This window comes from Pradoshia sp. (assembly GCF_051873915.1).
Classification (GTDB): Bacteria; Bacillota; Bacilli; order Bacillales; family Pradoshiaceae; genus Pradoshia.
On sequence record NZ_JBJEFJ010000191.1, the window covers coordinates 1 to 26,724 of the forward strand.

The 26,724-nt window shown below is 45.4% G+C and carries 25 protein-coding genes; 6 read left to right on the plus strand and 19 right to left on the minus strand.

What is annotated here, in order from left to right; translation table 11 throughout:
- Positions 1-53: 53 nt before the first annotated feature.
- From tkt to yneA, 4 genes are all read right to left on the minus strand, one after another.
- The gene (gene tkt, locus ACI35L_RS16430) at positions 54-2,057 is read right to left on the minus strand and encodes a transketolase (protein WP_439803344.1); all 2,004 of its coding nucleotides are present in this window, start codon (positions 2,055-2,057) and stop codon (positions 54-56) included.
- Between the two features lie 143 nt (positions 2,058-2,200).
- Positions 2,201-2,431, minus strand: a complete 231-nt coding sequence (locus tag ACI35L_RS16435; RefSeq protein ID WP_049671037.1) for a DUF896 domain-containing protein — start codon at positions 2,429-2,431, stop codon at positions 2,201-2,203.
- A gap of 76 nt (positions 2,432-2,507) precedes the next feature.
- A complete protein-coding gene (locus tag ACI35L_RS16440) occupies positions 2,508-3,158 on the minus strand; it encodes a YneB family resolvase-like protein (protein ID WP_049672899.1) in 651 nt (216 codons plus the stop codon).
- An 89-nt stretch (positions 3,159-3,247) separates the two neighbouring features.
- Complete coding sequence (yneA, locus tag ACI35L_RS16445; RefSeq protein WP_049671038.1) at positions 3,248-3,565, minus strand: cell division suppressor protein YneA; 318 nt, start codon at positions 3,563-3,565, stop codon at positions 3,248-3,250.
- A gap of 164 nt (positions 3,566-3,729) precedes the next feature.
- On the opposite strand from yneA, the gene lexA reads away from it, so the two are divergent.
- Positions 3,730-4,356 (plus strand): transcriptional repressor LexA, encoded by a 627-nt coding sequence (gene lexA, locus ACI35L_RS16450; RefSeq protein ID WP_049671039.1) that lies wholly within the window; start codon positions 3,730-3,732, stop codon positions 4,354-4,356.
- Positions 4,357-4,501: 145 nt separating this feature from the next.
- Here the strand turns inward: lexA and ACI35L_RS16455 are convergent, their stop codons facing one another.
- From ACI35L_RS16455 to ACI35L_RS16465, 3 genes are all read right to left on the minus strand, one after another.
- Positions 4,502-5,212 (minus strand): nucleotidyltransferase domain-containing protein, encoded by a 711-nt coding sequence (locus ACI35L_RS16455; RefSeq protein WP_439803345.1) that lies wholly within the window; start codon positions 5,210-5,212, stop codon positions 4,502-4,504.
- On the minus strand, positions 5,209-5,793 hold the full coding sequence (locus ACI35L_RS16460) for a GNAT family N-acetyltransferase (RefSeq protein WP_439803359.1): 585 nt from the start codon (positions 5,791-5,793) through the stop codon (positions 5,209-5,211). Before ACI35L_RS16460 ends, ACI35L_RS16455 begins: the two co-directional genes overlap by 4 nt.
- A 241-nt stretch (positions 5,794-6,034) precedes the next feature.
- The gene (locus tag ACI35L_RS16465; RefSeq protein WP_439803346.1) at positions 6,035-8,512 is read right to left on the minus strand and encodes a DEAD/DEAH box helicase; all 2,478 of its coding nucleotides are present in this window, start codon (positions 8,510-8,512) and stop codon (positions 6,035-6,037) included.
- Between the two features lie 255 nt (positions 8,513-8,767).
- On the opposite strand from ACI35L_RS16465, the gene ACI35L_RS16470 reads away from it, so the two are divergent.
- Both ACI35L_RS16470 and ACI35L_RS16475 read left to right on the plus strand, forming a co-directional pair.
- Positions 8,768-9,211, plus strand: a complete 444-nt coding sequence (locus tag ACI35L_RS16470; RefSeq protein WP_049671042.1) for a MarR family winged helix-turn-helix transcriptional regulator — start codon at positions 8,768-8,770, stop codon at positions 9,209-9,211.
- A 57-nt stretch (positions 9,212-9,268) separates the two neighbouring features.
- Positions 9,269-10,462: an MFS transporter gene (locus ACI35L_RS16475; protein WP_439803347.1), complete on the plus strand. Its 1,194-nt coding sequence runs from the start codon at positions 9,269-9,271 to the stop codon at positions 10,460-10,462.
- Between the two features lie 152 nt (positions 10,463-10,614).
- Here the strand turns inward: ACI35L_RS16475 and ACI35L_RS16480 are convergent, their stop codons facing one another.
- Genes ACI35L_RS16480 through ACI35L_RS16515 form a run of 8 tightly spaced genes read right to left on the minus strand, consistent with a single transcriptional unit; the run spans position 10,615 to position 20,054 of the window.
- Positions 10,615-12,576: an AMP-binding protein gene (locus ACI35L_RS16480; protein ID WP_439803348.1), complete on the minus strand. Its 1,962-nt coding sequence runs from the start codon at positions 12,574-12,576 to the stop codon at positions 10,615-10,617.
- A 15-nt stretch (positions 12,577-12,591) separates the two neighbouring features.
- Positions 12,592-14,124, minus strand: a complete 1,533-nt coding sequence (locus tag ACI35L_RS16485; RefSeq protein WP_439803349.1) for an acyl-CoA carboxylase subunit beta — start codon at positions 14,122-14,124, stop codon at positions 12,592-12,594.
- A gap of 24 nt (positions 14,125-14,148) precedes the next feature.
- A complete protein-coding gene (locus ACI35L_RS16490) occupies positions 14,149-14,922 on the minus strand; it encodes an enoyl-CoA hydratase (RefSeq protein ID WP_439803350.1) in 774 nt (257 codons plus the stop codon).
- 36 nt (positions 14,923-14,958) lie between these two features.
- On the minus strand, positions 14,959-15,174 hold the full coding sequence (locus ACI35L_RS16495) for an acetyl-CoA carboxylase biotin carboxyl carrier protein subunit (protein WP_439803351.1): 216 nt from the start codon (positions 15,172-15,174) through the stop codon (positions 14,959-14,961).
- Positions 15,175-15,185: 11 nt separating this feature from the next.
- A complete protein-coding gene (locus ACI35L_RS16500) occupies positions 15,186-16,538 on the minus strand; it encodes an acetyl-CoA carboxylase biotin carboxylase subunit (RefSeq protein ID WP_439803352.1) in 1,353 nt (450 codons plus the stop codon).
- 17 nt (positions 16,539-16,555) lie between these two features.
- Positions 16,556-18,193, minus strand: a complete 1,638-nt coding sequence (locus ACI35L_RS16505) for an AMP-binding protein (RefSeq protein WP_439803353.1) — start codon at positions 18,191-18,193, stop codon at positions 16,556-16,558.
- Positions 18,194-18,227: 34 nt separating this feature from the next.
- Complete coding sequence (locus ACI35L_RS16510) at positions 18,228-19,373, minus strand: acyl-CoA dehydrogenase family protein (protein WP_049671050.1); 1,146 nt, start codon at positions 19,371-19,373, stop codon at positions 18,228-18,230.
- A gap of 18 nt (positions 19,374-19,391) precedes the next feature.
- On the minus strand, positions 19,392-20,054 hold the full coding sequence (locus ACI35L_RS16515) for a TetR/AcrR family transcriptional regulator (protein WP_082197265.1): 663 nt from the start codon (positions 20,052-20,054) through the stop codon (positions 19,392-19,394).
- A 271-nt stretch (positions 20,055-20,325) separates the two neighbouring features.
- Here ACI35L_RS16515 and ACI35L_RS16520 point away from each other — a divergent pair, with 271 nt between their 5' ends.
- Positions 20,326-21,087 (plus strand): glucose 1-dehydrogenase, encoded by a 762-nt coding sequence (locus ACI35L_RS16520; RefSeq protein ID WP_049671052.1) that lies wholly within the window; start codon positions 20,326-20,328, stop codon positions 21,085-21,087.
- Between the two features lie 154 nt (positions 21,088-21,241).
- Here the strand turns inward: ACI35L_RS16520 and ACI35L_RS16525 are convergent, their stop codons facing one another.
- The 4 genes from ACI35L_RS16525 to ACI35L_RS16540 form a co-directional block, all read right to left on the minus strand.
- Positions 21,242-21,964: a hypothetical protein gene (locus ACI35L_RS16525; protein WP_439803354.1), complete on the minus strand. Its 723-nt coding sequence runs from the start codon at positions 21,962-21,964 to the stop codon at positions 21,242-21,244.
- Position 21,965: 1 nt separating this feature from the next.
- Positions 21,966-22,829 (minus strand): ABC transporter ATP-binding protein, encoded by an 864-nt coding sequence (locus ACI35L_RS16530; protein WP_439803355.1) that lies wholly within the window; start codon positions 22,827-22,829, stop codon positions 21,966-21,968.
- Positions 22,826-23,194: a GntR family transcriptional regulator gene (locus tag ACI35L_RS16535; RefSeq protein ID WP_049671055.1), complete on the minus strand. Its 369-nt coding sequence runs from the start codon at positions 23,192-23,194 to the stop codon at positions 22,826-22,828. Before ACI35L_RS16535 ends, ACI35L_RS16530 begins: the two co-directional genes overlap by 4 nt.
- Before the next feature lie 470 nt (positions 23,195-23,664).
- Complete coding sequence (locus tag ACI35L_RS16540) at positions 23,665-25,008, minus strand: polysaccharide deacetylase family protein (RefSeq protein WP_439803356.1); 1,344 nt, start codon at positions 25,006-25,008, stop codon at positions 23,665-23,667.
- 204 nt (positions 25,009-25,212) lie between these two features.
- On the opposite strand from ACI35L_RS16540, the gene ACI35L_RS16545 reads away from it, so the two are divergent.
- Both ACI35L_RS16545 and ACI35L_RS16550 read left to right on the plus strand, forming a co-directional pair.
- Positions 25,213-25,695, plus strand: a complete 483-nt coding sequence (locus tag ACI35L_RS16545; RefSeq protein ID WP_439803357.1) for an RNA polymerase sigma factor — start codon at positions 25,213-25,215, stop codon at positions 25,693-25,695.
- Positions 25,696-25,718: 23 nt separating this feature from the next.
- A complete protein-coding gene (locus tag ACI35L_RS16550; protein WP_439803358.1) occupies positions 25,719-26,585 on the plus strand; it encodes a DUF3298 domain-containing protein in 867 nt (288 codons plus the stop codon).
- Positions 26,586-26,724: the final 139 nt, after the last annotated feature.

The following is a 26,724-nucleotide window of genomic DNA, read 5'->3' on the forward strand; positions in this document are numbered from 1 at the left end:
AAGAAAAAGCCGTCCTGTGGGCTTATACCACGCTGGACGGCTTTTCATCGTGCTTATTTCAACATGTCTTTTACGATGGAAACCACATTGGATGGTGTGAAACCGAATTTCTCCATCAATAGATCTCCTGGTGCAGATGCACCGAAGCGGTCCATCGTAAGTACGCGGCCTTCATCGCCAGTGTAACGTTCCCAGCCGAAGGAAGTGCCAAGCTCGATTGCCAAGCGTTTCTTAACGGATTTAGGAAGGACAGATTCCTTGTATTCCGCAGATTGCTCTTCGAAGCGGTCGAAGGACGGGATGCTGACAACAGATACATCAATACCTTCACCAGCCAATACGCCTTGGGCTTGAACAGCAAGGCCAACCTCAGAACCGGATGCAAGAAGGATTGCATCTGCTTGGTCTTTCTTAGCAGGAGATACGACATAGGCACCCTTTTGAACGCCCTCTTCTGCCAATTTAGCAGACAACGGCAATGTCATGAGGTTTTGGCGGGATAGAACAAGCGCCGTTGGTTTATTCTTGCTAGTAAGCGCCGCTTTCCAAGCCGCTGCCACTTCATTGCTGTCAGCTGGACGGATCAAGGAAACATTCGGCATTGCGCGCAAGGCCGCAAGATGCTCGATTGGCTCATGTGTCGGACCATCTTCCCCTACTGCGATACTATCATGGGTGAACACATAAGTAACAGGCAGGTTCATAAGCGCAGCCAAACGGATAGCTGGACGCAGGTAGTCAGAGAAGACAAAGAATGTACCGCCGTACACATGGAGTCCTCCATGAAGCGCCATACCATTCAACGCAGCACCCATTCCAAATTCACGTACACCAAACCAAATGTTGCGTCCGTCATAAGCTCCTGGAAGGAAATCCTTCTCGCCATTCAGCATCGTTTTGTTTGAACCAGCCAAGTCAGCGGAACCTCCGAATAAGGATGGTACATTTTTCGCAATGGCGTTCAGCACTTCGCCGCCGGAATTACGTGTTGCAACAGCCTTGCCTGCTTCATAAACAGGAATGTCTTTATCCCAGCCTTCTGGAAGCTCACCATTGATAGCTGTTTCAAGCTGAGCAGCAAGCTCTGGATACTCTTCCTTATAGCTTGCGAATAATTGGTTCCATTCCTCTTCTTTCTTAGCGCCTGTTTCAATAACTGTATCTTTGAATGTCTCATATACTTCTTCAGGTACATAGAAGTCTTCTTCGAATGTCCATTTATAGTATTCTTTCGTCAGCTTCATTTCATCTTCGCCAAGCGGAGCGCCATGAACGGCAGATTTACCGGATTTATTCGGTGCTCCATAACCAATGACTGTTTTAACTTCAATCATAGTTGGACGATCAAGATCTGTTTTTGCCTCTTCCAGCGCTTTGGCAATCTCACTCAAATCATTGCCGTCTTCTACGCGGATATATTGCCAGCCATACGCCTTAAAGCGGTCCGCTACGCTTTCAGAGAAGCTCATGTTCAATTCCCCATCAAGGGAGATATCATTAGAATCATATAGAACGACTAAACGGCCAAGCTTCAAGTGTGCAGCCAATGAAGCTGCTTCTGCAGATACGCCTTCCATTAAGTCGCCATCTCCACAGATGCTGTATGTATAATGGTCGACTACTTCATAGTTCTCTTTGTTGTAAGTTGCGGCTAAATGACGTTCAGCCATTGCCATCCCAACAGCCATTGCAATCCCTTGTCCTAGTGGACCAGTCGTTGCTTCAACCCCGCGAGTGTGGCCATATTCCGGGTGGCCAGGTGTTTTAGAATCCCATTGACGGAAATTCTTGATTTCTTCCATATCAAGTCCATATCCGGATAAGTGAAGAAGACTGTATAAAAGCATGGATCCGTGTCCTGCGGATAACACAAAACGGTCACGGTTGAACCATTCTGGATTATTTGGATTATGGTTCATGAAACGAGTCCATAATGTGTAGGCCATAGGCGCAGCGCCCATCGGCATCCCTGGGTGACCAGAATTGGCTTTTTCGATTGCATCAATTGAAAGTGTACGAATAGCTGTAATCGCTAATTGATCCTTTTCAGTAAACATAGTCAGTCTACATCCTTTCCGATTAACATACTTCAGTCTTACTATAAATGAAACAAAGTTATATTGACAACATTATTTACCCAATTCTACAGAATTGACAAAAATTTCAACGAAGAGTGGAAGCTCCTATTATCTCTTACCCATTAATGAAGTCTTTTATTGCGAATTTGCTTAACCTTTTCCGGTGTCACGTCATTTCCTTCTGGGTCAATGATGGTTACTCCCTCAATTGTCTTTCTCATGGAAGCACGGAAAGCCTCTAAATATTCAGCGCGCAGCAAGGATTGTTCCTTCGCTTCCTCTGTTGTAAGGCTGCCTTCCTTCGCCTTCTTGGATAATTCATTAATTCGATTAATTTTGCTTTTTGGCAGCATGTATATTGCTCCTTTTCCTAAAAAATCAATTACTGACATCGTATAGAAAAACCGACACTATTTCAAGAAGTATCTATTATACATGCTTTTGTTTTTCGGCATGCTCCGCATAGCGGCGATGAACCGTCGCTTTTGAGACCTCATAGCCTCTGCGATTTAAATTCTCCGTAATCTCGGCAAATGTCAGCCCTTTGATTCTTAGGGCGATAATCTCTTGGATTGGGACCTCTGAACGCTCCCTGCCGCCGCCGACATGCTGATTCGACAAATTCTTGGCAGGGTTGTAGCCATTCTCTATAGCCCGCTTCATCCCCCTGCGAATCTTGCTGTTTTGCAGCTTGCGCTGATATTCCTCAACAATGCTGATGATCTGCAGGAGCATGGCATCTGTTTCAGACACTTCAAGCTCACCGTTATGTGTCACGGTATATAGCTTAATGCCCTCCTTATAGATGCAGTGCATCAAGGCAATCTTCGCGTTCCCCCGGCCTAGCCGTGTTTCATCCTGAATAAGAAGCCCTTCTATTTCTTTATTGCGCATTTGCTCGAGCAGGACCAGGATTCCCTCCCGCTCCAAGTCATAGCCGCTCGCCTGCTCCTTTTCAATCGTGACGACCTCAAAGCCTTTCATTGCGGCAAGCTGGGTTAATTCCTGCTCCTGTCTATCAAGAGAGGTCTCCTGTGTGCTCTTTTCTGTACTGACCCTGCAGTAAATTCCAACCTTCATTTCTCTCACCATTCTCTATAATTTCTTCCTGAGATATGCATGGAAGGCCGGAACGAATGCCCCGGCCTTCACTAGTCTCATTATAGCGTTTATTCTTTATTTGAGTCTGCCAAATGCAGGATATCCGCATTCTTTTCAATCGGAAGGATGATCGTTTGGCCTTCTTTAATGTGGGTAGTTTGAAGTTCATTAGCCTCTCGAACCCATTTGACAAATTCCGTCGTAGACATATTCGCATCCTCGTACTGCTCTGCCATAGCCCATAACGTATCTCCGCTCTCAACCGTCACTTTCACATATTGATCATCGCTCTTTTCAAAATTCGTGACAGTCGCCAATAAAATTAAAAGAAAAAGTCCAACCGTAAAAATGATGGTATATGAGTAAGAAGACCAAACGTGTTTCATATGTAAAAATCCCTCCACAAAATAAGAATATATGTTCGCTTTTCGTAAATTCAGTATAAACCGAACAAATGTTTCATGTCAACAAGAAAAATCGAACTTATGTTTGTACTAGTGTTCCCCTCATGATATAATAACGACAAAGATCAGATAAAGAGGTGCGGGAGATGACAACAAAACTATCAAAGCGACAGCAAGATATTTTACTATACATTAAAGAAGAAGTTCGGACGAAGGGGTATCCGCCTTCCGTAAGGGAGATTGGGGAAGCAGTCGGACTTGCCTCAAGCTCAACCGTTCACGGACACTTAGCTCGGCTGGAAAGCAAGGGACTCATTCGACGTGACCCAACGAAACCGCGTGCCATTGAGATTCTTGATATGGATCCGCATGATCATATTCCAAAAGCAAACTCCGTTAGTGTTCCTCTTATTGGTAAGGTTACAGCAGGGCAGCCAATCACCGCGATCGAGAACATTGAGGAGTACTTCCCACTACCTGAGCATATGGCACCGGCAGATGAGAACGTGTTCATGCTTGAAATCATGGGAGACAGTATGATTGAAGCCGGCATCCTTGACGGTGACTATGTGATCGTCCGCCAGCAGCATACGGCCAACAACGGCGAGATTGTCGTCGCTATGACCGAGGATGACGAGGCAACCGTTAAACGTTTCTTCAAGGAAGAGAATCATTTCCGCTTACAGCCGGAGAACTCTATGCTAGACCCCATTATCCTTCAAAATGTCAGCATTTTAGGAAAAGTCATCGGCCTATACAGAAATATTCACTAATCAAGAGCCAGCCTATTAAACGGCTGGTTTTTTCCTTCAATTGCTAGATTCTTAGTAGACTATATGAATGTTTACTAGAGTTTATGCAGCATAACCGCACAAAAAAATGCTTGAGCGAGGCTCAAGCATTGTTCTTCTTCCTATTCTATTTTCCTAGTGAAAAACCCTCGAACAGCCTTCCGCCATACGGTTCAAGTATACTGGCTGCTGCCCTTTCAATCGGTTTCGTATCATCCGTTTTATAGAAATGATCAAAAGCTTCCATAAAACCATCCGCCAATTCTTTATCATACTGGGACAAAGAGCGAATCATCCATTTAGATGAGCCCGTCCATTGCCTATTTGTCCTAAGCACAAACTCGCTCAATCGTTCAGCCAGACTCCCAGCGATAAAGATGCGTTCCCCTCGATTTTGACTTCCTATTAAATCATCCAATAGATCTGTGATAAAATACCGCTTGTATGTAATCGTATCCTGTGTCCACACCTCTGGGCCATTCATTAGCAATGCCTTTGCCTCATCCTGAATCTTCTTCAACGCTCCCATATCCTTCAACACCGTTCCCTCAGCTATCATTCGCGGCAAGGAAGCCCTTCCGTCCCGGCAATCACGCTCGAAATAAATCTGATAAGAGGTCAAATTATGGACAAATACCTCAATGGGCCAGCCAAAATCGATGAACGACTCACGATAAGAGTCCTGGAGACAATCATCAAAAACGATGATATCCAAATCTGAAGTCTCTGTCACTCTCCCGCGAGCTGCGCTGCCGGACAGGATTGCTCCGTGACAATCCGGGAAATATTTCTCGATAATCCTCATAGAAGCGCTTAACGGGTCCAGTCGTTTATTCATTTCTTTCTCCCTCCGCCTCTAGCATCGTACTCCTCTCGCAAAATGGAATACAGCTTCAAGTCATGATGTTTTCCCTTAGCGAACAACCCTTTTCGAATAATGCCTTCATAGCTCATCCCAGCTTTCTGCATCACCCGCTCAGAGCCTGCATTTTCTGTAGAGCATCGAGCCTGGATACGCACTAAATCCATTTCCTCAAATCCAAACTCAATCACTTTTTTGGCTGCCTCTGTCGTGATGCCTTTTCCCCAGTAATCACGTGATAGGACATAGCCAATCTCCCCCACTCGGTTCCGAATGTCCCATGAGACGAAATCGATTGTCCCAATCAGCTTGCCGTTCTCTTTCCATTCCATTCCCCATGGAGCGAGTTCCTTATTCTCATATTTCCCTAAGGAAAACTCCATAAATTCTCGGGTATCTTTCAATGATTGATGCGTGTTCCACGTCACGTATTTCGTGACCTTAGGGTCAGAGCCATACTCAAACACATCTTGCGCGTCGTCCTTCGTCAGCTTTCTCAATAACAGCCGTTCCGTTTCTAAAGCAGGAAATGAACCGAACACATCCTCCACCTTCACTGCCCTCACCTCACCCTCTTTTCTCTCATTATAAAATATTTTTGAAAAAACCGGAAAAAGCAGCACCCCAAAAATTCATGGAATGCTGCTTTTTGTTTATCCCGCATTTACGGACCGTAAAACTCCCACTAACCTACAGGATCATCGAGATGCTTTCGTGGGAGGTCAACTGTCCATAAAAGCCCAATTGGCTCAACTAACCATCCACGGGGGAAAAACACTCACGGATGGTCGTTTCACTTTATCTAAAGTTTCTGCCCCGATAATGATGCCTTTGCAACAGCCTGTCATCATAACAGGATTGGCAAATATTATAGGGGTACTCACCAGGCAGTGACTTGCCGCATGATCGGCATTTCTTCTGATATTTCTTCACATCTGTTCGGAGCTTCGAGTGAGCCCGTGTACTGATTTCTTCCCGGATCCGCTCCCAATAATAGGCCTCCGTTTTCCGGCCAAGCCGGTAAAGGAACAATAAATGAAGGCCGATGGATTTATAGGAAAGCTCCAATTCATCCAGTGTATCCTGCTTCATAATGGGCTCTGGCAGATCTGAGTTATGAATGACGGCCTTCATGTTGGCCATCCATTGCCGCACCAGTGCTGGTTCATTGCTTGAGAACGGAAGATGCAGGAATCCGTATAAATCACTTGGCGAGAACCGTCGTTCAATATCGGTGTTTCGGATATGCTCATACAACTCCCGTTCCTGAGTCAGCGGCGCCTTCTTCGTCCCATGTGGATTTTTGAATTCTCCCCATAGGTAGAAGAAATGCTCAAGGGAAGAATGATAGCGGGCAAACCGGTCAAACACCTGCTGGGTCGGGGCAATCGTGAAGGTATTGATCGACTTATCCTCATCCTCTAAAAGTCTTGTCATGACGTCAATTTGCGAGGTAAAGGCAACCAAACCGACGTTGTAGAGACCCTTCCTGCCGGCACGTCCAGCTAGCTGCTTTACTTCCTGGGAGGTGAGCATCCTTCTTCTCGTTCCGTCAAATTTCTCGTTTTCAAGGAAGACGACACGGCGGATTGGCAGGTTTAACCCCATTCCGATGGCATCCGTTGAAACGATGACCTTTGATTCCTTATCAATGAATCGCTTCATCTGCTTAGCCCTTGTCTCAGGGGGCATACTTCCGTAGATGATGCTGACCTTATGACCGTCCCTTTCCAGTCGGGAGGCTGTCTGGAGCACCTTCGCGCGTGAGAAGACAATCAAGGCATCCCCTTGCTTCACATGAGACAGCTTAAACGGTTTTTCCTCCACCTTAAGAGGGACATTCCGGTGATATTCATGCAGCTCCACATCATTTCCCTCAAGCATGTTCAATAGCATCTTTTTCGCACTATGGCTTCCAATGATATGGACCTCCCTCGCATGAGCCTTTTGAATGGCCCGGTACCAGGAGAAACCACGGTCTTTATCGGCAATCATCTGCGCCTCATCTATGACCATCACGTCATAATAATCCTTCTCATGGAACATCTCGACTGTGCAGGAGAAGTGAGTCGCATCCTCCATATGCTTCTCCTCTTCCCCAGTCTTCAGGGCACAGGAAATACCCTCGCTTCTTAACGCCTCATAAACCTCGAGCGCGAGAAGCCTCAATGGAGCCAAATAAATACCAGTAGGTGCGGCCTTCATCTGTTTCAATGCCTGATATGTCTTGCCGGTATTCGTTTCTCCGATATGAAGCACATACCGCGTATTTTGATAAATGGACGTGCGGTATTCCTTGCCGAAGATGTCCTCCAGCTGTCGGTTCTTTTCCTCCTCCAGCCTTCTTTGCTCCGCAAGCTCTTCGGCCCGTTTGCGCTCTCGGTTTTCCGCCTGCTCGTGATACAGCCGGTAATGGGTCTCATACTGAAAGGGAATCGCCGCCGCTTCCAGCAGCTCATTTACCTGCTCCTGTTCGAGTTCCTCCTGGAATTCCCATTCTAACTCCTCAATCCTACCGCCAATCAGCTGCCATATAAGATGGCGGCTGATTTTCTCACCGCTTAGCAGCTCGTACTGTTCCTTCAATTCATCTGGCAGACTGTTTTGAATAGCTGGAATGATTCTCTCATAGGTCAGCCTTCCAATGAATGCCTCCAGTTCAAAATCCTCAAGCACCCATTCACCGTCGCTTCGCTGAATATCCAGGTGAAAAAGATCAGCGAGCGTCTTTGCCCCATGAAGATTTGCCTTTGGAATCCCCTCCAGCTCAAACGCTAAATGCTTTGCCACATCCGCTCGCAGGAAGATGTATAATTTCATCCGTGCCTGCATTAAACTATCCAGCATACTATCCTTTAAGATGCGGGTCTCGAAGTATTCCTTCTGCTTCTTCACCTTCACATCCTCATATAATTCATCCCATAAATGCGGGGATTGTTTAAAATAATCAACGACCCAATTATGCAGATCAAATGTACGGTAGCCATCAAGCTCCTGTTCAATCAGCTTATTGATGCCTTTTTTGGATAAGCCGTCTGCTGACAAACCACGGCTCTCCAAAAATCGGAGCTTCTCATACCGGTTCATGCGCTGGACGGTCTTGCTCTTCCAGGCCAATCGCCAAATTTGCTCAAAGCGGCCGCCGGTATAACGCATATACTCATCGAACGTAGGCTTTTCATCCGTTTGTTCGAAATAAAGATATAGATCATTCAGTACATCATTCTTTGCTTTTTCTACGGCAGCGATGTACCCTTTTTCCAAAATATCCACCATTCAGTACTCCCATCAACATATTACTTCTTCTATATAGGTATCATTATATACAGAAGTCTGAGGAAAAATCGAAATTTGTTTTTGTTTACATAATATTTTTACGGTTTAAATGAAGCTCAAAAGATACTTCGATTCCAAACCGTACTGCTTCATTTCGTTAACCCAAGAAATGCGACGATAGAATTGAAGGTAGTTGACAGATTATATAGCTAGCTATATAATTCCGAAAGATGCTTTTATAAGTGAGGTGCTATAATGAAGAATTCCCAAAAAGAGCCTATTGTTCTTACACATGTGAAAATGATTGAGCATCTTGTGAAACGAATTGGAGATGAACATCTGAAGCAGATTGGCTTAACGAAAAGTCAGGCAGATGTCATTATATTACTTGCGCATGAATCAGATAAAGTGTTCCGGCAGCGTGATATTGAGCGTGCCTTGAATTATTCGAATCCGACTGTAACAGGCTTATTAAACCGGCTGGAGCATAAGAATTTTATCGTCCGTCACATCGACCCAGACGATTCGAGAGCTCGCATTATTTCATTAACTGGCGCTGCACTAGATGTTCTTGATGCTATTTATCAAAGTATTCATCAAACAGAGCAAATGCTTTTAGAGGGATTTTCGGATGAAGAGATTCATCTATTAAAGCCTTTCATGAGTAGGATGGCCGCAAATGCATTACGTCATATGTGATGCATTTATTTTTCCACACTTATATAGCAAGCTATATGTTATACAAGGAGTTTAGTTATGAAGCAAAAGTATTTAAAGAATTCTGGTTTAATCGCATTGATTACCATACTATCGATGATACCGCCATTATCGACTGACTTATATATGCCGGCGTTGCCTGAAATGACGGCATACTTTAAGACATCCTCTACATTAATGAGTTCTACCATGACGATCTTTTTTATTTTCATGGCAATCGGCATTTTAATTCTAGGTCCAATGAGTGATAAATATGGCCGAAAACCGATCTTGATTGCAAGTATTTCTATTTCTTTGATATTTAGTGGCCTGTGTGCAATTTCTCCAACCATCACCTTCTTAATTATTGCGCGTGCAGCTTCAGCGGTAGGTGCAGGCGGTATGGTAGCGATTGCGACAGCCTTAATTAAAGATAGCTTTGAAGGAAAATCAATGTCACAAGTATTATCTGTTACACAAGCATTCGGACTGCTGGCTCCAATGTTAGCTCCTCTTTTAGGAGCACTCATTTTAAGTATCTTTGATTGGAAAATGACATTTATTGCCTTGGCCATCTTAACAGGTATTTCCCTCATTGGTGCTCTCCTTTTACAGGAAACGTTACCAAGGCATGAACGCACGCAAGGGAGCACCATTCAGTCTATTTTGGGATTAGGCAAAATAGCCAGAAACCGTCATTTTACAAGCGTATTAATGGTTGGAGCATTAATTGCAGCACCGTATATGGCTTACCTGGCTATTGCCTCCTATATTTATATTGATGGTTTTGGTGTTTCGGAAACAACCTTCAGTATCTATTTCGCCATTAACTCCGCCGCTGCTATTTTGGGTCCAGTCATTTACATGAAATTCGGAGCGGGTTCTGTCAAGAAAGCAATCAATATCGGGATTATTGTCTCCATCATTTCAGCGGTATTAATACTCACAGTAGGTCATGCAGGTCCGATCATTTTCTTATTGTCATACGTCATTTATTCGATTGTATCGACCTATTTCCGACCAATGATTTCAGATTTATTATTATCAGCTACTGAGACAGATGTCGGGGCAGCATCCTCTGTCATGAATTTCGGATTTACTGTAGTCGGCAGTATCGGCATGACTGTTGGTTCATTAGCCTGGAGTAGTTATACAAGCGGATTAGCCATTACGATGTTGATCTTTATTTCTTTCACTACCCTTGCTTGGCTCTATCTTTTAAAAGCAAAATCGATAAAATTTGATTGGAAATAATGAGCCTATAATGACAAAGGAGGGGGCTGTTTCAAAAATCATTGAATGACTTTTGAAACAGCCCCCTTCCGCTCGTTTACATGAAAACAACCTATATCACATCAAACATTCCATTGCTGGAATTCTGTTTTTCTTTTCGACTTATCAACAAATTATTGATTTCCTCTCATCAGATCGCCTTCACTTCTATGATTACCTGCTATGTCTTCTTCGTTGCACAGGGCGATTTCCCTTACAACCTCCGGATTCACTAAGGAGGATAAATCTCCGGGCTCCTGCTGCAAATAGGCGGATTTAATAACCCGTCTCATGATTTTCTGATTTCTCGTCTTTGGAAGGTCTGATAAGAAATAGATTCCTTTAGGCTTTAATGCCTTCCCAAGACCATGCCCAATCATCTCAAGCAGCTCGTCTTCCAGGAGCTTGCTGGCTTTGACATGTCCCTTTAAGACAGCAAAGCATAGGCAGGCCTCCCCCTTGATCGAATCAGGTATTCCGATGGCTGCCGCTTCCACGACATCCTCATGCTTGACGAGAATCGATTCATATTCAGTCGGTCCAACCCGCTTGCCGGCAATATTGAGTGTATCATCCGATCGGCCCTTGATTTCCCAGGACTCCCCGTCTGTTTCAACCCAGTCGCCGTGAACCCAATAGCCGTCATAGGTACTCCAGTATGTCTTTATGTAGCGCTCCGGCTCATTCCAGAAACCATTGGTCATCCCGACCCACGGCTTTGTCAGACAAAGCTCGCCAACCTTATTTACTACCTGCTGGCCGTTCTCATCCAGAACAACTACCTCCATTCCTGGCAATGGGGTATTAAAGGCAGCCGGTGTGATGGGCTTTACGAGCACATTGCCGAGAATGCCGCCGGAGATTTCCGTGCCGCCGGAATAGTTGATAATGGGAATCAGACATTTGCCTGCCTGCTGGAAGAGCCAGAGCCAGGAGGCGGAATTCCATGGCTCACCTGTTGAAGCGAACACCTTTAACGAGCTTAAATCATGCCCATCAAGCCAGCCCTCTCCCTTTGCCATCAGTGAGCGGATAAGGGTTGGGGAGATTCCCAGCTGAGTGACACGCCACTTGTGGACAAGCTTCCAGAGACGATCGGATTCTGGATAATCAGGGACCCCGTCATACATGACCATTGCCGCCCCGTTCATCAAACTTGCGAACAGCTGGAAGGGTCCCATCATCCAGCCCATATCGGTTACCCAAAGGAGGCGGTCCCCTTCTACTAAGTCCATCGCCATACGGGCATCAATGGCTGCCTTAATTGGAAACCCTGCATGAGTGTGAACCGTTCCCTTCGGCTTGCCCGTCGTCCCTGAGGTATAGATCAGCATGAATGGGTCATCGCTTTTCATCCGGACGGATTCCTCAAGGGAGCCAGCCTCCTCCAGCCTTGACCAATCCATGAATGGAGCTTCTAAATCGCTGCCGCCGACAACGACGATTGTTTCCACACCGCCAAGTTCTGGGAGGGCATTGCGTACGGTTTGCAGCATATCCACTTGCTTGCCTCGGCGCAAAAAGGAGTCAGCGGTAATGATCATCTTCGCACCAGCAGCAATAACCCGGGTTTTTAACGCTTCTTCTGCATAGCCTGAGAAGATTGGTGAGATAATCGCGCCAATTTTGGCAGCGGCGAGAATGGAAACGGCCGCCTCCGGAATCATGGGCATAAAGAGAGTAATGCGGTCACCCTTTTGGATGCCGGCCTTTTGCAAGCCGGAAGCGACCTGGCTTACCCAAGCATGAAGCTCGGCATAGGTGTATTCCCTCACTTCCCCTTGTTCGCCCTCCCAAAGTATGGCCATCCGGTCCGTTTCCGCCCATTTTGCCAATGCCGTATCAACGAGATTGCATTCCCCTCCGACATACCAATGCGGGCGGGCAATCCCGTTATCAAGGTTCAAGACCTCTTCATACGGCTTCTTCCAGACAAATCCAAGCTCTTTTTCCACTGCCGACCAGAACCATTCCGGCTCCTGGATGGACTTCTGATAGAACGAATCATAATCAGGGAGATTCAATTCCTCCATCCATTGCACGAGCCGAAGTGATTTCATCGATTCCTCATCAGGCACCCATTTAGACATTTGCATGTCAAGTCCCTCCCGTTACACCGGATAAACCGGGTGCTTTCTTGTCGTGAACACTTGCTGCTTGCTTTCGTATAGACGGAATCTTGTTGAAAGCTCCTGACGAAGGTTTTGCGGCTCGACAATCCCGTCAATGATCATCTCTGAGGCAAGGTGATAGAGATTAATATCCTCTTTATATTCCTCCCGCTTTTGCATGACAAAGGCCTGGCGCTCTTCCTCTGGCAAGGCAGCAATCTTATTGGCATAGACAGCGTTCACGGCTGCTTCCGGTCCCATAACCGCAATCGAGGCATTCGGGAGGGCAAGACAGCAATCCGGCTCAAAGGCAGGGCCGGCCATCGCATAAAGGCCCGCACCATATGCTTTACGGACAATGACAGAGATCTTCGGCACAGTTGCCTCACTCATCGCGGCAATCATCTTTGCACCATGGCGGATGATCCCTGCCTGCTCGACCTTTGTGCCAATCATGAAGCCTGGGATATCCGCAAGGAATAGAAGCGGAATATGATAGGCATCGCATAAATGAATGAACTTCGCCGCCTTATCCGCTGAATCATGGAAAAGAACGCCGCCTTTGACACGCGGCTGATTGGCAATAATGCCGACCGGCTTCCCTTGCAGACGGGCAAGTCCCGTGATGAGCTCAGGTGCGAACAGCTTCTTGATTTCGCAGAAGGAGTCCTCATCAATGACGCCCTTGATTAACTCATACATATCAAAGGGTGCATTTTGATTGTTCGGCAGAAGCTCCTCAAGCGGCTTTGCCAATTGCGCAGCGGCCCTTGGCTCGAATGCCTTCGGTTTTTCCGTAAAATTTGCTGGAAAATAAGACAAATATCGACGGGCAAACTCAATGGCCTCCTCTTCACTCTTCGCCAGCACATCCCCGCAGCCCGAAACCGAGCAATGCATCCTCGCACCGCCCATTTGTTCAAGGGTTACCTTCTCCCCGATTACCATCTCTGACATACGCGGTGATCCGAGGTACATGGAGGCATTGCCCTCTACCATCACGACGATGTCACAAAAGGCCGGGATATAGGCTCCTCCGGCAGCGGAAGGTCCAAACAATAAACAGATTTGCGGCACCTTGCCGGACATTTTCACCTGATTATAGAAAATGCGTCCAGCTCCGCGCCTGCCAGGGAACATCTCAACCTGGTCTGTTATACGGGCTCCTGCTGAATCGACAAGATACAGCATCGGAATCTGCAGCTTATCCGCGGTCTCCTGAATGCGGATGATTTTCTCGACCGTTCTTGAGCCCCATGAGCCTGCCTTAATGGTCGAATCATTCGCCATGACGGCAACCGCCTGCCCGTTAATAGATCCGAGTCCTGTTACCACACCATCAGCCGGCAGATCCTCTGCCTCGCAATTGGCGAATAGGGCATCCTCTGACTCGAGTCCGTTATCAAGCAGCAGGTTCAGACGGTCTCGAACAAACAGCTTCCCTGCTTCCTTGTTTTTTTGATGGTATTTCTCCTGCCCGCCTTCTTTTATGCGGGAAATTCGCTCGTTTAATTCTGCTTGAATAGTATCCATGATTCAAACCCTTCCTTTCGAAAGCTAGATTCCTTTATAGACAGGCTTTCTCTTCTCCGCAAATGCCCGCAACCCCTCCAGACGGTCCTCTGTCGGGATGGTCATTTGATAGCATTGGTTCTCAACCTCAAGCCCTGAGGCGATATCGGTATCAAGACTGCTGTTAATCGCTTTTTTGGCTGCTCTAACGGCAATTGGTCCGTTTGCGGCAATCTGGCCGGCCCATTCCATCCCCGTTTGCATTAATTCCTCCTGCGGCACGACTGCATTGACGAGGCCGATCTCAAGCGCTTCACTCGCTGCGATTCGCTTTCCGGTATAAATCATTTCCTTTGCCTTTGCGATGCCGACAATACGCGGAAGCCGCTGTGTTCCGCCAGCCCCCGGAATAATGCCAAGCGTAGTCTCCGTTAAGCCCATCTTTGCCTCTGCCGCTGTAAGGCGGATGTCACAGGCAAGGGCCAATTCAAGCCCTCCGCCAAAGGCAGAGCCGTTTAAGCAGGCGATGGTCGGCTGGGGAACCTCCTCCAGCAGATTGATTGTGTCACTGATGAGAGCAACGGCTTGCTTGACCTCGCTTTCAGGAAGGCCCTTTCTCTCTTTAAGATCTGCCCCCGCACAGAACACCCGCTCACCGCTTCCCGTCAAGAGAACGCAGCGAATCTCTTCCTTATTCTTTATCGCCTGTAAGGCTTCCTGAAGCTCCTTAAGCAGGGCCATCGACAATGCATTGGCATGCTCCGGCCTGTTGAGCCTAATCACATGGATCCCAGTGTCCTCGCTCCATTGTTCAATCATGGTTACCTATCCCTCCCGTTTCTAGTTCTTCTTTCCTCAGTCCATTCGGGCGAGTACGTCTCCTTCATTCACGAAATCCCCTTCGTTCACGAGCACCTCGCTGATCTGTCCATCCACTTCAGCGGCAATGGGAATCTCCATCTTCATGGATTCTAAAATGACGATGTCATCCCCGCTTGTAACGGAATCCCCTTGCTTCACTTGAACCTTCCAAACGCTTCCTGCCATGCTGGCTTTAATCTCTTGTGCCATGTTTCTTCCTCCTATCCATTTCGTTGTTTTTTCATATGTGTATCAATAAAGCTTGTGTTCATGTCCCCATTCTTGAATGCCTCATGGTCAATGATGTCTTGGAGGATGGGGATATTGGTTTTGATACCTTCTATTTTGTAATCGCAAAGCGCCTGTGCGAGCGAGTCAATCGCCTCTTGCCGGTCCGCGCCTGAGACGATGAGCTTTGCCAGCATCGGATCATAAAAGGGGCTGACCAAGGTATGTCCGTCAATGCCGATTTCATGGCGAATCTGTGGTCCCTCGGGAAGCTCCAGTCTCGTGATTTGCCCTGGGGATGGATAAAAGGTCACCGGGTCCTCCGCATATATACGAACCTCAATCGAATGACCTGTAATGGTGACATCCTCCTGCGTAACAGAAAGTCTCTCCCCATTTGCAATACGGATTTGTTCCACGACGATATCGATACCCGTGACCTCCTCCGTCACTGGATGCTCCACTTGAAGGCGGGTGTTCATCTCGAGGAAATAAAAGTTCTTCTCCGCATCGACCAGAAATTCTAATGTGCCGGCATTTTCATAGCCCAATTTCTTGACTGCACGAATGGCCGCTTCCCCCATCCTGCGGCGGAGATGCTCATCCACAAACGGAGATGGAGCTTCCTCTACGACCTTCTGGTTGCGGCGCTGGATGGAGCATTCTCTCTCTCCTAGATACACCGCATTCCCGTATGAGTCAGCCAGTACTTGGATCTCGATATGGCGGGCATTCTCGACTAATTTCTCGACGAACATTTCTCCATTGCCAAAGAAGGATTCCGCCCGCTTTTGGTTGCCGGCGAAGGCTTTTTCCAGTTCAGCAGCATGATTCACTCGCTGCATGCCGATTCCGCCGCCTCCAGCAGATGCCTTCAGCATGACCGGATAACCGATTTTCTGAGCGGCGTTTAGTGCAGCCTCCACATTCATCGTCGCATCTGATAACCCGGGAACGACCGGCACCCCGGCCTCCTCCATGATTTTGCGCGCCTTCGTCTTGATTCCCATCGCTTCAATCACGGAGGGAGAGGGGCCGATGAAGATGATTCCTTCCTCCTTGCATATACGGGCAAACTGCTCGCTCTCACTCAGGAACCCATAGCCGGGATGGATGGCTTCCACGCCTTCCTCCTTCGCGATTTCGATAATCTTGGCTGTGTTCAAATAGCTCTCGTTGACCCTTGGACCGCCGAGCAGGCGGGCATGGTCAGCCTCCTTCACAAAAGGAGCCTCCTTATCCGCCTCCGAATAAACGGCCACTGATTCTATATCGAGCTTCTTACAGGCACGAATGATGCGGGAGGCGATTTCGCCCCGGTTAGCAATTAATAGTTTTTTGAACATAATGTCGTAAGCGCCTCCTATGCTTTCAGTATTTCAGCTGATTTTTCACGAAGCTTGTATTTTTGGATTTTGCCTGAGGCCGTCATCGGGTACTCATCGATGAATTCGATATAGCGCGGAATCTTGAAGCGGGAGATCTTCCCTTCACAGTAGGCACGCACATCCTCTGCGGTCAGATTATGCCCCTCCCTTGGAATGATCCACGCCATTAATTCCTCCCCGTATTTCTCATCTGGCACCCCAATTACCTGAACATCCATAATTTGCGGATGCTGATAAAGGAATTCCTCAATCTCACGCGGATAAATATTCTCCCCGCCCCGGATAATCATGTCCTTCAGCCGCCCCGTAATCGAGCAATAGCCATTATCATCCATCACGGCGAGATCGCCGGTGTGAAGCCAGCCGTCAGGTGAAATCGCCGCCTTAGTCGCATGCGGGTCATTATAATACCCCTTCATCACATGGTAGCCCCTTGTGATCAGCTCCCCATGCTCCAGTTTAGGGACCTCCTTCTCCGTTCCCGGCTCCACAATCTTCACCTCGATATTCGGCATTGGGCGGCCAATCGAGGTGACGCGCAAATCAAGCGGGTCATCCGTTCGTGTCTGGGTAATACCTGGAGATGATTCCGTCTGGCCAAACACAATCGTGAGCTCGCTTGCTCCCATTCGTTCCACGACACCCTTCATGACCTCTATCGGGCAAGTGGAACCTGCCATAATGCCAGTCCGCAGGGAGGAAAGATTATAGCTTTCAAAGTCTTCAAGATTCATCTCGGCGATAAACATGGTCGGCACGCCATGGAGGGCGGTGCATTTCTCATCCTGGACTGTCTGCAATACCTTGCGAGGATTGAATTCAAGGAGCGGAACCATTGCCGCCCCGGCTGAAACAGCTGTCAAGGTACCAAGCACACAGCCGAAGCAATGGAAGAACGGTACGGGTATACACATCCGGTCTCTTTGCGTGAGCTTCATTCCTTCTGCAATGTTGATGGCATTATTGACGATATTATAATGAGTAAGCATGACCCCTTTCGGGAATCCCGTCGTCCCTGAGGTGTACTGCATATTGATGACATCGTCCCGGTGAAGGGATTTCTTGCGCTTCTGGAGCTTTCCGTGACTAATCTTACCGGCCATCTGCATGACCTCAGACCAGGTGTATGTACCTGGATATGACTTATCTCCCAGAACAATCACACGCCTCAGATGCGGGAATTTTTCCGAATGCAGCTCTCCAGGCTGACTGTCCTTCAGCTCAGGAATAATCTCATACAGCGTCTCGATATAGGAATGATCCCGAAAGCTCTCCTGCAGGATAAAGGTGCCGGACTCTGACTGGCGCAGCAGGTACTCAAGCTCACTTGCCCGGTAGCTCGTATTCACCGTCACAAGCACGGCTCCCATCTTTCCCGTTGCAAATTGCGTTGTCAGCCATTCCGGCTGATTCGTAGTCCAAACGGCCAGATGGTCCCCTTTTTCGATTCCAAGCGCCATAAACGCCTTTGCCGCCTCATTTGTCTGCTCGTCAAACTCCTTATAGGTCAGCCGGAAGCCAAGCTCTGGATAAACGACCGCATCCCGATCGCCGAATTTCGCCGCAACCTCTTCCAATAAACCGCCGACTGTCAGCTCTACCAAATCTGCCATCACATCAATCCTCCTAATCTTTTATCCATAAAGACTAGCAACCTAGCTGGCGGGAGATGACAAGCCGCTGGATCTCTGATGTCCCCTCGCCAATCTCCATCAACTTAATATCTCTTAAGTAACGTTCCACCTCGTATTCACGCATATATCCATTGCCGCCATGAATTTGGATGGCCTGGTTACATGTACGGAAGCCCATTTCAGAGGCAAACAGCTTCGCATAAGCAGACTCCTTCGTGAACGGCTTGCCCTTATCCTTCAGCCATGCGGCCTTCAAGACCATATTCCGTGCCAGCTCAATCTCCATTGCCATATCAGCCAGCTTGAACTGAATAGCCTGGAACTTCGAAATCGATTGGCCGAACTGAATTCTTTCCTTACTGTAGGCAAGCGCCCGGTCAAAGGCAGCCTGGGCAATCCCAACGGATAAAGCCGCAATCGAGATTCTGCCCCCGTCTAATGTGTAAAGAAACTGCTTGAATCCGCCATCTGGGTCACCAAGCACATTTTCCTTTGGTACCCGGACATTCTCGAGGATGATTTCGCATGTATTCGATGCCCGTACGCCCATTTTTTCGTAATCACTGCGAATGGTGACACCTTCCGCATCAGCTGGAACGATGAAGGCTGAGATGACCTTCTTGCCGTTTTTCTCCTTGCCGGCGACAGCCGCTGTCACCGTGATGAAATCTGCAAATCCGGCATTGGTAATCCAGCACTTCTCCCCGTTAATGACGTATTCGTCTCCCTCGAGTTTCGCCGTCGTGCGTGTGCCCCCGGCATCTGAGCCGGCATTCGGCTCCGTTAAGCCAAAGGAGGCAAGTCCCTTTCCGCTGGCTAATGGAGTCAAATACTTCTTCTTCTGCTCCTCCGTCCCGAAATAATAGATGGGACTCGCACCTAAAGAAACCGCCGCTGCATAGCTGAGACCGCTTCCGCCGCAGGCACGGCCAATCTCCTCAACAGCAAGCGCATAGGAAATCGTATCCCCGCCTGATCCGCCATATTCCTCTGGAAATGGAATACCGAGCAGGCCAAGCTCACCCATCTTCATGAAGATTTCCTCTGGGAAGCGGGACTCGCGGTCAAGCTCAATCGCAAGCGGCTTCAATTCTGCCTGAGCAAATTCTCTTGCTAAATCCTTTACCATCCGTTGTTCTGCCGATAATTCAAAATCCATATCCTAAACCTCCATCATTTAAGACCGACTGGTTGGTCTGCCTTTTACATTTGTAAGCGCTTTACTTTTGTCCAAAAAATAAAAGGAATACGTCTCTTTCGCTTTTTCCGTCAACAAGGCATGCATAATGAAATCCGTGAAGATATCCGCTATCTCATCAATGGAGCGCTCCCCATTGCGCTGATACCATTTGGAGGTCCAATTCACAATCCCTAAAATGGCCATACCACTAATATCAAAGGGAATCTCCCGTCTGAATTCACCGGTCGCCTGGCCGCTGGCAATCACTTCATTGATCAGCAGGCGGTACTCATCCCGCTTCACCTTAATGAGCTGGTCGAGCTCCGGCTTTAAATATTTGCTCTCTTGATAAAAAACGGATATGTGGGGCTGATACATATCAAAGACTTTCGCAAATGAATGAATGATCTGCGCTAGCTTCTCTGCTGGGGTCTGACAAGTAAGGTTTGCTTCCTTCGCCTTAGCCAAAACATAGGAGATAAATGTGTCATGAATGGAAAACAGAAGATCGTCCTTAGAACGATAATGATGATAAAAACCGCCCTTTGAGGTCCCGCTCGCCTCCACGATGTCCTTCACTGTGACACTATGAAAGCCGTGCTTCTCAAAAAGCATGAGAGATGTGGCAAGAATCCGGTCCTTAAGCTGCGAGTTCACCACCTCCATTTGGCAAATGTTTACAAGGTGATTCTATCGCAGCCTTCCGTTATCTGTCAATTACAGATAACGAGAATAATTCGACAAAGAAAGAGAGCTGACTTGATTTACTATTCTTCAAAACTTTTCATCAAAATAAAAAACCTGCAATGCCATTCTCACTCCAATATTATACAGAATATGTATTCAAAATTTCTCATGAGTGTATAATTTTATCAGAATAATGAGTTTATAGTATAATAGAATTGTAAATTAAAACATTGGAGGGATTAAAATGAAACTCTTAGAAAACAAGGTAGCCATTATTACCGGAAGCGGCTCTGGAATTGGAAAAGAAATCGCCACCACCTATGCACAAGAAGGAGCTAAAGTGGTCATTGCCGATTTTAACGAGGAAGTCATGAATGCAACTGTGAAAGAACTGATAGATGCGGGCTATACGGCTATGGGCGTCAAAGTCAATGTATCTAATGAAGAGGATGTACAGCGCATGGTGGAGGAATCCATCGCGAAATTCGGCCGCATCGATATCTTAGTGAACAATGCAGGTGTCGGCGATAATATGCAGGCCGCCGCTAATGTAGAGGATGATATCTGGAATCGCGTAATGGACATCAATGTAACCGGTGTCATGCGTTGCATACGCCGCATTCTCCCTCATTTTGAAGAAAACGGCGGAGGCACTATCGTCAATATGGCCTCTCTTTCCGGTGTCATGGGCGGACGCGGCGGCTTAACCTATACGGCTGCTAAGCATGCTGTTGTCGGGATGACGAAAAACGTTGCCTCACATTACGGTCCGCTCAATATCCGTGCCAATGCAATCGCCCCTGGTCATGTCGAAACAGGCTTCAGTGCAAAAATGACGAATATTGACCCATTCGGCATGAAGCAGGCCACCCGCGGCGTGAACATGATCACCAAGGCTGGCCAAGTTTCCGATATCGCGAACATCGCCCTCTTCCTTGCGTCCGATCAATCACAGTTGATCAATGGCGTGGTGATTACGGCTGATGGCGGCTGGAGTGCTTATTAAGATCGTTCATTATTCTTAAAAAATCCAGCATTTGTATTGGCCTGCAAACGAACAAGACAGGAAAACCGGATGATTTCCGCTCCCCCTGTCTTGTTTATTTTTACCAGTTCACTTTCTACCCCTAGGGGAAAGTTTATCAATCCGTCAATCACGGTTATTCTTTTCTTGACTTAGGCTTTAATGAGGCATTTCTCATGATTGGATAGGTTAATAGAAACGCTCCTATTCCGCATAAGCCCAATACGGTAATAAGATTCATTTTTATAGCTTCTAAATCCAGTCCCATCATCCACTCTATACTGTTTTGCAAATACCCGCCATAATACAGAAGCATTGTAACAAACGATAACAGCATAAGAATAATCAAACTTTTACTTATTCCCAATCTATAATGAATGCTGTATAGAAAAAAAGGAATCCCAATCAGAAACAAGCCCAACATGAGATCGATCCAAAGATACGTGAAGAAATGATATTCATTTACTAAGAATAATCCCGGGTGCATGATCGTTGAATGGATATCCCATTGTAGAAAGACTGCTTTTAATATACGTTGCAATAGATTTAGTAATAAGATACTTAAACCAACACCCAATATACTGACTCCATAGAATACTTTGAGAAATTGTGTCCTCGTGCTTCCCAACCCAATGACTATGGGGAACAAAGACTTAAAACCAGCGATTCCAAAGAAGGCAATAAAGAAATAAGTTGGCCCTGATATGACGACAACTACATCATTTCCTATTTCAAATAGATAGCCAATAAGGAGCCAGATTAATGTTAGGGGAACCGTAATATAAAGAAACAAAAGCCTTCCAAAGAACCAAAGGGAATCTTCAGATACTAACCGTACCGTTCCGTATAAAGAATTCACCCTATACTGCCTCCTCTGTTTTATTGAGTAAATAATCTTGAAGCTTGGCTTTTTCAATCGAGAGTCCGTGTGTGGATGCAAATTCCTTCCATTCATCATTATATGGTACATCAATCATCACTTTTACACTTGAACCTAATTTGTGTATTTCTAATGGTTTTTGTCCATCTAATAACTTCTCGATCTTGGTTTTTTCGCCTGCCAACCATACCCCGTACTCTCTTATGTCATCAATCGATTCATGTAACAAGACCTTTTTATCATGTATGACAACCAGTGATTCGCATAAAGACTGGATTTCCTCGATATGGTGAGTAGATAAAAGGATTAATCGTGGATGAATCTCATGACTTTCCCGTAAAGACTGATTCATTTTCTTACGCAAGCTTGCATCTAAACCATTACTTGGTTCATCTAGGATGGTAATGTCCGCATGACTGGAAATTCCAATGATAAATTGCAGCGCGGACTTCATTCCCTTCGACAGCTTAGATATTTTCTTCCTTTCATTCAATTGAAAGGTCTTTAACAACCTTTGAGCTAAGTCCTGATCCCAATTAGCATAATAATAACCCGCAATCCTCAATGCATCCTTCACACTCCAGATAGCGCTAAACGGATGATCCTCTTGCATATAACAGATATGCTGGACAGCTTTCGTATGGTTATAAGGTGCCATCCCCATAATTTCAACCTTTCCTTTGTCTGGCTTTTCATGTCCTGCAAGAAGTTTCATCAGTGTCGTTTTTCCAGCTCCATTACGGCCCCAAATGGCGATAATGCCTCGTTCCTCTTCACTGAAAGAAATATCCTTAAGTGCTAATGCGTTCTCGTAACCAAAGGTAACATTCTCCACGCGAATCATTTCTGATCCTCCTCTTTTATTAATTCGATTACCTTATCAACACTCATCCCCAAGCGCTTTCCTTCTTCAAGCAGCGGCCATATATATTCCTTCTTGTACTGTTTTTTTCGCTCATTGACTAATTTTTCTTTTGCTCCTTCCATAACAAACATGCCAATTCCACGTTTTTTGTATATGATTCCTTCATCAACCAACGTTTGCAGGCCTTTCCTCACTGTAGCCCTATTGATGTTATAAAAGCTGGAAAGTTCATTTTCAGATGGGACCCTTTCCCCTTCCACTAATGTTTCTTCAACTATGTCATCTCTTATGATTTGTGCAATTTGCTGAAAGATGGGCAGCGACTCATCTAATACTGGCTTCAATAGGAATACTCCTCTCTTAACCCTGTTCGGTCCAAGTTGATTATTTGTATAGTTGTATACCTCTGTAACCAACTATACAATACAGCTCTTTAATTGTAAATACTTTCCATTCAAAATTTTCCTTTTGGGCTCACCTAAATATACTGTTCCAACAACATAAAAACACTGATCTCCCTGCAATTCATCACACAGAACCAGTGTTTCTTTTTTATCATTATTAGACGGGAAAACTCCGACTTCCATTTTGTGCAGGACGTAAGCCTAAAATAAGCAGAGGATGATGGCCCCTAGTATAGCGAGTCAACAAAAGCTTTCACAACAGGAAGATGGATAAGCTTAAAACCCATTTCACCATCTTGTACCAAAGTCATTAATTCCAGCTGCTTATGAACATTCTTCTTGAATAAAAAGCATCTACCCATACTCGACGAATAGATAGATGCCCCAGCAAACATATTTATGATGACCTATTACGAAGCTAGCTCTCTTTGTTTCTGTATTTCTTGTAATTCGGAGACAGAGACGATTTTATACCCTTGAGCTGTCAGCTTTTCCATAATCTCAACGGCTGCTTCTGCACTTGTTTTATAGATATCATGCATCAGTATTATTTTACCATCACCAGCTTGATTCAGAACAGATTGTACGATATGGTCTTTATTTCGATATTTCCAATCCTCGGGATCGACGTCCCATAAAATGACATCCGTATTCTTCCCTAAATGGCTGGTCACTCTTTGATCATAAGCGCCATATGGCGGTCTGAACAGCGTCGCCTCCTTCCCTGTCATTTCTTTAATAAGCGAATTCGTTTGATTAATTTGTTTTATCATCTCTTCCTCACTCAGCTTGGTCATTAGCCTGTGATCCCACGTGTGACTGCCAACATCATTTCCTTGTTCCACCATATCCCGGAGCAGCTCCGGATTTTTTTCAGCCATACTTCCTAGTACAAAAAAAGTAGCATGTGCATCATATTTTCTTAAAGCTTTGAGAATACTATCTGTTGTACCTTTTTTCGGACCATCATCAAACGTGAGTGCAATCACCTTTTGGTCTGGTGCTATCTGAATGTCTTTTTTCGGCAGTTCCGTAATCATATTTGGCGGATTGATATCCTCTATCCTATCTTTGTTTAATTCAACTGATATATATTTATCCTCGAGCATGTCCTTAAGTAATTCTTTGCTGATAATCAATTGTGTATCGGCCATCTGGTCACCAACTGTGAGATAAAAAATAATGGCCTTATTCAATAGGGTAAATTCTTGAAAACGATCTTCTGTCGGAGCCGCAGCTTCTGCTAATTCTTTATTGGAAAGAAGGATATCCTCCTTATTCTTAAGCTCGTTATACGCAATGTCAGATAATAGGCTCAAATAATCACTTTCATTTTTAAACAGGTCATCTAATCGAATGATTTTGCCATTGGCAAGATCGATAGTAACCATATGATTGAATGATTTCTCTTTATTTTTTTCCGTGAAAATAATGGATACGGTTTGCTGACTGTAGTGAACAATCTCGTATGTGACGATTAACTGTTCTTTATTCGTACATGGTGTGATTGTCTCTTTTAAATAGGTTTCTATTGCTTGATCAACTTCTTCTAGATGAAAGAATGGATAGTCTATGGTAATGCCCTTTTCCTTATCAGTGGTATGAATGATTTCGACAAGCGGATATTTCTCATCCATTCGAATAGGAGAAGTATTTGCTTTTGATGCATTTGTCCTGACGACAGCGCCAATCAGCACGACTAAAGATGACAGCAAAATAAAGATGCGTTTTTTGTGAAGCTTTCTTTTGTTCATAGGATGTTTCTCTCCCCGGTTGATTAATGATCTAATTCTATTTGATAGACGGAGCAGAAAACGAAAAAGTTTTAGCAGAAAAATATTTTTTACATACAAACTTTTTGGCTTATCAGTGCGTCTAGTATTAGGAAGATAAATGAAACGTTTCAATCATTCCATTGAATCTCCCAAAGAGTAAAAGGGAAGGAGCTCTACTATGAGATGAAGAATAAGGATATCCGCCATTCACTTATAACCCTTATTACCGAGCAAAAAGAAAGCTACTACCGGCTAGCCTACAGCTATGTGAAAAATGAACAGGATGCTTTAGACGTCGTGCAGGAATCCATCCAAAAAGCACTCCTATCACTTGATAAAATACAAGATATCAATTCCATGAAAAGCTGGTTTTATAAGATTATTGTCCATACATCATTGGACCTTTTACGTAAGCGAAAGAAAACCATATTAACCGATAACCAACAATTATCAGCCTTACAAAATGGAAAGGCTGATCATTATACGGATTTGGACTTACGCAAGGCGCTTGATGAACTTCCCCATAAATATAAAATCATCATTATTCTGAGATATTTTGAGGATTTTAAAATGGAGGAGATTGCAGAGGTTCTGGATGTCAATATCAATACGATAAAAACAAGATTATATAAGGCCCATAAAATGCTGCGTCTGAAAATGGAATAGGAATACAAGGAGGAATCAATCAAGTGGATAAACGATTAGAACAATTGAAGGCAGAGTACCATTCCATCCCGATACCGGATGAATTAGATGAAGTGGTTAACAAAGCCCTCCGCACTCGTCCTAAGAGGAAGAATCTATTTTGGAAGGCCGCCGCTTTAACAGCTGCAGCTGCCCTGCTTTTAACCATCACCCTTAACATCAGCCCTGCATTGGCCAATACGTTATCGGATGTACCGGTAATCGGAAAAATAGTAAGAATCCTCACCTTTCAAGAAATAAAGGAAACGAAAAATAACTCAAGTATTGAAATTAAGACCCCTGCGATAGAGGGATTAGATAATACCGAACTTCAAAACAGTCTCAATTCCAAATATATTGCAGAGGGTAAGGAGCTATACAAGCAATTTGAGGAGTCCATGGCAGCTTTAAAAGCTGGACAAAACGGCAATACAGCTATTAACAGCGATTATGAGGTACTGACAGATAACAAACGCATTCTATCCATCCGACGTTATACGGAACAAACCCAAGCCTCAAGCTATGTTGAAAATAAGTATGATACGATTGATAAACAAAATGAAATCTTACTCTCACTAAAGAGCTTATTTAAAGATGACCGTTATATAGAGGTCATTAGCGAAGAAATCAAAACACAAATGAAACAGCAAATGAAGGCAGATTCAAATAAAAGCTATTGGATAGAGCATGGAGAACCTGGTGAATTCAAACAAATCAAGGAGAATCAGCCATTCTACATTAATGCAGATCATAAATTGGTGATTGTTTTTAATAAGTACGAAGCGGCTCCAGGTTATATGGGAACAGTAGAGTTTGTCATCCCAACCGATGTCATATCGAATATTCTGGTGAGCAATCTGTATATTAACTAATTTTTCAAATACACAAAGAGCAGTGCTTTTTCGTGCTGCTCTCAGACTGTAGACAAAATCCATTAAGGGTTGGTCTACAGTTTTTTTATACTCTTGTACCCCATATGGACGTGAAAGCTATTTTCGGCAGAACGGACTC